At 70.6% G+C, this 6,292-nt stretch carries 3 protein-coding genes and 1 pseudogene; all 4 read left to right on the top strand.

Annotated features, from left to right (window positions below; all coding sequences use genetic code 11):
* Positions 1-198: 198 nt before the first annotated feature.
* Positions 199-939 carry a response regulator transcription factor gene (locus tag ABZ128_RS18440; protein WP_356849500.1) on the top strand — a complete coding sequence of 247 codons (741 nt, stop codon included), beginning with the start codon at positions 199-201 and terminating at the stop codon, positions 937-939.
* Positions 940-947: 8 nt separating this feature from the next.
* Positions 948-2,048, top strand: coding sequence for an ATP-binding protein (locus tag ABZ128_RS18445; protein WP_356849501.1), 1,101 nt, complete (start codon positions 948-950; stop codon positions 2,046-2,048).
* Positions 2,049-2,307: 259 nt separating this feature from the next.
* On the top strand, positions 2,308-6,192 hold the full coding sequence (locus tag ABZ128_RS18450) for a multifunctional oxoglutarate decarboxylase/oxoglutarate dehydrogenase thiamine pyrophosphate-binding subunit/dihydrolipoyllysine-residue succinyltransferase subunit (RefSeq protein WP_356849503.1): 3,885 nt from the start codon (positions 2,308-2,310) through the stop codon (positions 6,190-6,192).
* 30 nt (positions 6,193-6,222) lie between these two features.
* Positions 6,223-6,292: pseudogene (locus ABZ128_RS18455) on the top strand (histidine kinase); the annotation flags it as partial.

Consider the following 6,292-nt stretch of genomic DNA (forward strand, 5'->3'; position numbering starts at 1 on the left):
CGGGCGGCGACCGGCCCCGCCGCGTGGCGGGCGCCGTCCCCCGGGGGCGGCCGGGCACCCGGCATGGCCCGTCATATCCCCATTCCCGACGGAATCGGAATCATCGGTTCCGCCGCCTGGCCTGTCCGAACCCCGCATAGCCGCAGGCCGGTGGCTCCTCTACGCTGCACCCCATTACGCGGATCTTCAGGGGCGGAAATGGAACAGACACACACCACCCACAGCGGGGCCGCGGCCACTCCCGGCGCTCAGCGGCGCGTGCTCGTGGTCGAGGACGACCGCACCATCGCCGACGCCATCGCGGCCCGGCTGCGCGCCGAGGGCTTCCAGGTCCAGGCGGCCTTCGACGGCCCCGCGGCCGTGGCGGCGGCCGAGAGCTGGCAGCCCGAGCTGCTGGTCCTCGACGTGATGCTGCCCGGCTTCGACGGGCTGGAGGTCTGCCGCCGGGTCCAGGCGCAGCGGCCGGTGCCGGTGCTCATGCTCACCGCCCGCGACGACGAGACGGACATGCTGGTCGGGCTCGGGGTCGGCGCGGACGACTACATGACGAAGCCGTTCTCGATGCGCGAGCTGGCCGCGCGGGTCCACGTCCTGCTGCGGCGGGTGGAGCGGGCGACGCTCGCGGCGCACGCCCCGCGCGGGGCGACGCTGCGCCTGGGCGACCTGGAGATCGACCACGCCCAGCGCCGGGTCCGGGTCCAGTCCGAGGACGTGCACCTGACACCGACCGAGTTCGACCTGCTGGTGTGCCTGGCCGGGACCCCGCGGGCGGTGCTCTCCCGGGAGCAGCTGCTGGCCGAGGTGTGGGACTGGGCCGACGCGTCCGGGACCCGTACGGTCGACAGCCACATCAAGGCCTTGCGCCGCAAGATCGGGGCGGAGCGGATCCGTACGGTCCACGGCGTCGGGTACGCCCTGGAGACCCCGGCCCAGGCATGAGCCGCGGCATGAGCCCCGGCACGGGCGGCCCGTCGCGGCCCCGGGCCGCCCACCAGCTGCGGCCGTACTCGCCCTTCTCGATCAAGACCAAGCTGGGCACGCTGGTCGTGGTCTCGGTCTTCATCACCACGGGGCTGCTGATGGTGGCCCTGCGCACCGACACCGAGCTGCGGTTCATCACCGTCTTCTCGGTGATCGCGTCGATGCTGATCACGCAGTTCGTCGCGCACGGCCTGACGGCGCCGCTGGACGAGATGACGACGGTGGCCCGGTCGATATCCCACGGGGACTTCACCCGCCGGGTCCGCGGGGCGGACCGCCGCGACGAGCTGGGCGACCTGGCCGCCACCATCAACCTGATGGCCGACGACCTGGAGGCGGTGGACCGGCACCGCAGGGAGCTGGTCGCCAACGTCTCGCACGAGCTGCGCACGCCCATCGCGGCCCTGCGGGCGGTGCTGGAGAACGTGGTGGACGGCGTCTCGGCCGCCGACCCGGAGACCATGCGGACGATGCTGAAGCAGACCGAGCGGCTGGGGCGGCTGGTCGAGACGCTGCTGGACCTGTCCCGGGTGGACAACGGGGTGGTGCCGCTGAAGGCCCGCCGCTTCGAGGTGTGGCCGTACCTGTCGGGCGTGCTGAAGGAGTCGGGCCTCGCCGCCGCCGGCCGGCCTGGTCTGGCCTCCGGCTCGGGCGGGCACACCCGCAACGACGTGCACCTGCACCTGGACGTGTTCCCCTCCGGGCTGACCGCCTACGCGGACGCCGAGCGCCTCCACCAGGTGGTGGCGAACCTGATCGACAACGCGGTCAAGCACAGCCCGCCGCACGGCCGGGTCACGGTCCGGGCCCGCGCGGGCGAAACGCCGGGGAGCCTGGCGCTGGAGGTACGGGACGAGGGCCCCGGCATCCCCGAGGCCGAGCGGCACCGGGTCTTCGAACGGTTCAACCGCGGCAGCTCCCACGGGGGCGACGGGGGCACCGGGCTGGGCCTGGCCATCGCCCGCTGGGCCGTGGGCCTGCACGGAGGGGATATCGGAGTGGCCGAATCGTCACGGGGCTGCCGCATCCTCGTCACGCTTCCGGGCAGCTCACAGGCGCCACATTGACGTAGGGTTCGACTGGGAAGGACATGATCTCGGCCACACGTGCCCGGGGTCCGTCAGGGGTGCGAAGCCATGGGGGCCGCAACCTCGGTGCCGCCTACCCGAACCTGGCTGGTTTCCCGCCATTCCGCGCGGCGAAACCCGCCGTTCGGTGTGACCTACATGACGGAAGTCCCGCCCGGTCTGCATCTCCCCCCCGGGGAGGCGTAGCCTTTATTCCCGCTGTCCATACCTTGTGAAGCGGAAGAGGGCGGTTGCCGCCGTGTCGCCACAGTCCCCCAGTAACCCGACCACCACGACCGAAGCAGCAGAGGGCGGGAAGACCCCTGCCTCGGGCTTCGGCGCGAATGAGTGGCTCGTCGACGAGATCTATCAGCAGTACCTCCAGGACCCGAACTCGGTCGACCGGGCCTGGTGGGACTTCTTCGCCGACTACAAGCCGGGCGGCGCTGCCGCTCCCGCGAAGGCCGAAGAGCCGAAGAAGTCCCCGATGACGGATGGCGCCTCCGCACAGGCCGCCACGACCGTCACCCAGGCCCCGCAGGTCTCCGACGCTGCCGCCACGGGGGCGGCGAGCGCCGTGCAAGCCCCGACTGCCGCGCCCACTCCTGTGTCAGCTCCTGCCCCTGCTCCTGCCACCCCCTCTGGTGCCCCTGCTGTGACTGTCACCTCCCAGGCCCCGGCCGCCGCACCGGCCGCGCCCGCCTCTCAGGCCCCGGCCGCTCCCGCCACCGCAGCGCCGAAGCAGGCCGCGCCCGCCACCGAGGCCCCCGCGGGCCCCGAGCTGGTGACGCTCCGCGGCCCGGCCGCCGCCGTGGCGAAGAACATGAACGCCTCCCTGGACGTACCGACGGCCACGTCCGTGCGCGCCGTCCCGGTGAAGCTGCTGTTCGACAACCGCATCGTCATCAACAACCACCTCAAGCGCGCCCGGGGCGGGAAGATCTCCTTCACCCACCTCATCGGCTACGCGATGGTGCAGGCCATCAAGGCCATGCCGTCCATGAACCACTCCTTCGCGGAGAAGGACGGCAAGCCGACCCTGGTCAAGCCGGAGCACGTGAACTTCGGCCTCGCGATCGACCTGGTGAAGCCGAACGGCGACCGCCAGCTCGTCGTCGCCGGCATCAAGAAGGCCGAGACCCTCAACTTCTTCGAGTTCTGGCAGGCGTACGAGGACATCGTCCGCCGCGCCCGCGTCGGCAAGCTGACGATGGACGACTTCACCGGCGTCACCGTCTCGCTGACCAACCCCGGCGGCCTGGGCACCGTCCACTCCGTGCCCCGCCTGATGCCCGGACAGTCCGTCATCATGGGCGTCGGCTCCATGGACTACCCGGCCGAGTTCCAGGGCACCTCGCAGGACACCCTGAACAAGCTGGGCATCTCCAAGGTCATGACCCTGACCTCGACCTACGACCACCGGGTCATCCAGGGCGCGGCCTCCGGCGAGTTCCTGCGCATCGTCGCCAACCTGCTGCTCGGCGAGGACGGCTTCTACGACGGCGTCTTCGAGTCGCTGCGCATCCCGTACGAGCCGGTCCGCTGGAACCGCGACATCGACGCCTCGCACGACGACGACGTGACGAAGGCCGCCCGCGTCTTCGAGCTGATCCACTCCTACCGGGTCCGCGGCCACGTCATGGCCGACACCGACCCGCTGGAGTACAAGCAGCGCAAGCACCCCGACCTCGACATCACCGAGCACGGCCTCACCCTGTGGGACCTGGAGCGCGAGTTCGCGGTCGGCGGCTTCGCCGGCAAGTCGATGATGAAGCTGCGCGACATCCTCGGCGTGCTGCGCGACTCGTACTGCCGCACCACCGGCGTCGAGTTCATGCACATCCAGGACCCCAAGCAGCGCAAGTGGATCCAGGACCGCATCGAGCGCCCGCACTCCAAGCCGGAGCGCGAGGAACAGCTGCGCATCCTGCGCCGGCTGAACGCGGCGGAGGCCTTCGAGACCTTCCTGCAGACGAAGTACGTCGGCCAGAAGCGCTTCTCGCTGGAGGGCGGCGAGTCCGTCATCCCGCTGCTCGACGCCGTCATCGACTCGGCCGCCGAGGCCCGCCTCGAAGAGGTCGTCATCGGCATGGCCCACCGCGGCCGCCTGAACGTGCTCGCGAACATCGTCGGCAAGTCGTACGCGCAGATCTTCCGCGAGTTCGAGGGCAACCTCGACCCGAAGTCCATGCACGGCTCCGGCGACGTCAAGTACCACCTGGGCGCCGAGGGCACCTTCACCGGCCTCGACGGCGAGCAGATCAAGGTCTCGCTCGTCGCGAACCCCTCCCACCTGGAGGCGGTCGACCCGGTCCTGGAGGGTGTCGCCCGCGCCAAGCAGGACATCATCAACAAGGGCGGCACGGACTTCACCGTCCTGCCCGTCGCGCTGCACGGTGACGCGGCCTTCGCCGGCCAGGGAGTCGTCGCCGAGACGCTCAACATGTCGCAGCTGCGCGGCTACCGCACCGGCGGCACCGTCCACGTCGTGATCAACAACCAGGTCGGCTTCACCGCCGCCCCGGAGTCCTCGCGTTCCTCGATGTACGCGACCGACGTGGCCCGCATGATCGAGGCGCCGATCTTCCACGTGAACGGTGACGACCCGGAGGCCGTGGTCCGCGTCGCGCGGCTCGCCTTCGAGTTCCGCCAGGCGTTCAACAAGGACGTGGTCATCGACCTCATCTGCTACCGCCGCCGCGGCCACAACGAGTCCGACAACCCGGCCTTCACGCAGCCGCTGATGTACGACCTGATCGACAAGAAGCGCTCGGTGCGCAAGCTCTACACCGAGTCCCTCATCGGTCGCGGCGACATCACGCTCGAAGAGGCCGAGCAGGCGCTCCAGGACTTCCAGGGCCAGCTGGAGAAGGTCTTCGCGGAGGTCCGCGAGGCCGCCACGCAGCCCGCGGTCGCCCCGCCGGTCGCCCCGGCCGGCCAGGCCGAGTTCCCGGTGCCCGTGGACACCGCGGTCTCCCCGGAGGTCGTCAAGCGGATCGCCGAGTCGCAGGTCAACATCCCCGACCACGTCACCGTCCACCCGCGTCTGCTGCCGCAGCTGCAGCGCCGCGCGGCGATGATCGACGAGGGCACCATCGACTGGGGCATGGGCGAGACCCTGGCCTTCGGCTCGCTGCTGATGGAGGGCACCCCGGTCCGGCTGTCGGGCCAGGACTCCCGCCGCGGCACCTTCGGCCAGCGCCACGCGGTGCTGATCGACCGGGAGACCGGCGAGGACCACACCCCGCTGCAGTACCTGTCGGACGACCAGGCCCGGTTCAACGTCTACGACTCGCTGCTCTCCGAGTACGCGGCCATGGGCTTCGAGTACGGCTACTCGCTGGCCCGTCCGGACGCGCTGGTCCTGTGGGAGGCCCAGTTCGGTGACTTCGTCAACGGCGCGCAGACCGTCGTCGACGAGTTCATCTCCTCGGCCGAGCAGAAGTGGGGCCAGACCTCCGGCGTCACGCTGCTGCTGCCGCACGGCTACGAGGGCCAGGGCCCGGACCACAGCTCCGCCCGCCCCGAGCGCTTCCTCCAGCTGTGCGCGCAGAACAACATGACGGTCGCCATGCCGACCCTGCCGTCGAACTACTTCCACCTGCTGCGCTGGCAGGTCCACAACCCGCACCACAAGCCGCTCATCGTCTTCACCCCGAAGTCGATGCTGCGTCTGAAGGCGGCGGCGTCGAAGGCCGAGGAGTTCACGAGCGGTTCGTTCCGCCCGGTCATCGGCGACTCCACGGTGGACCCGAACGCGGTGCGCAAGGTCGTCTTCTGCGCGGGCAAGGTCTACTACGACCTGGAGGCCGAGCGGCAGAAGCGCGGTATCACCGACACGGCGATCATCCGCATCGAGCGGCTGTACCCGCTGCCGGGTGCCGAGCTCCAGGCGGAGATCGCCAAGTTCCCGAACGCGGCCAAGTACATCTGGGCGCAGGAGGAGCCGGCGAACCAGGGCGCGTGGCCGTTCATCGCGCTGAACCTGATCGACCACCTCGACCTGGCGGTCGGCGCGGACATCCCGTCGGGCGAGCGCCTGCGGCGCATCTCGCGCCCGCACGGCTCCTCCCCGGCGGTGGGCTCCGCGAAGCGCCACCAGGCGGAGCAGCAACTGCTGCTCAACGAGGTCTTCGACGCCTAGTCGTTGCGCTGAGCCGAACAGCCGAAGGCCCGCCGGCGCATCGAGCGGGACTTGCACGACGGGGCGCAGCAGCGCCTGGTCGCCCTCGCCATGAACCTCG

The organism is Streptomyces sp. NPDC006326, from assembly GCF_040612915.1.
In the GTDB taxonomy this organism is placed as follows: Bacteria; Actinomycetota; Actinomycetes; order Streptomycetales; family Streptomycetaceae; genus Streptomyces.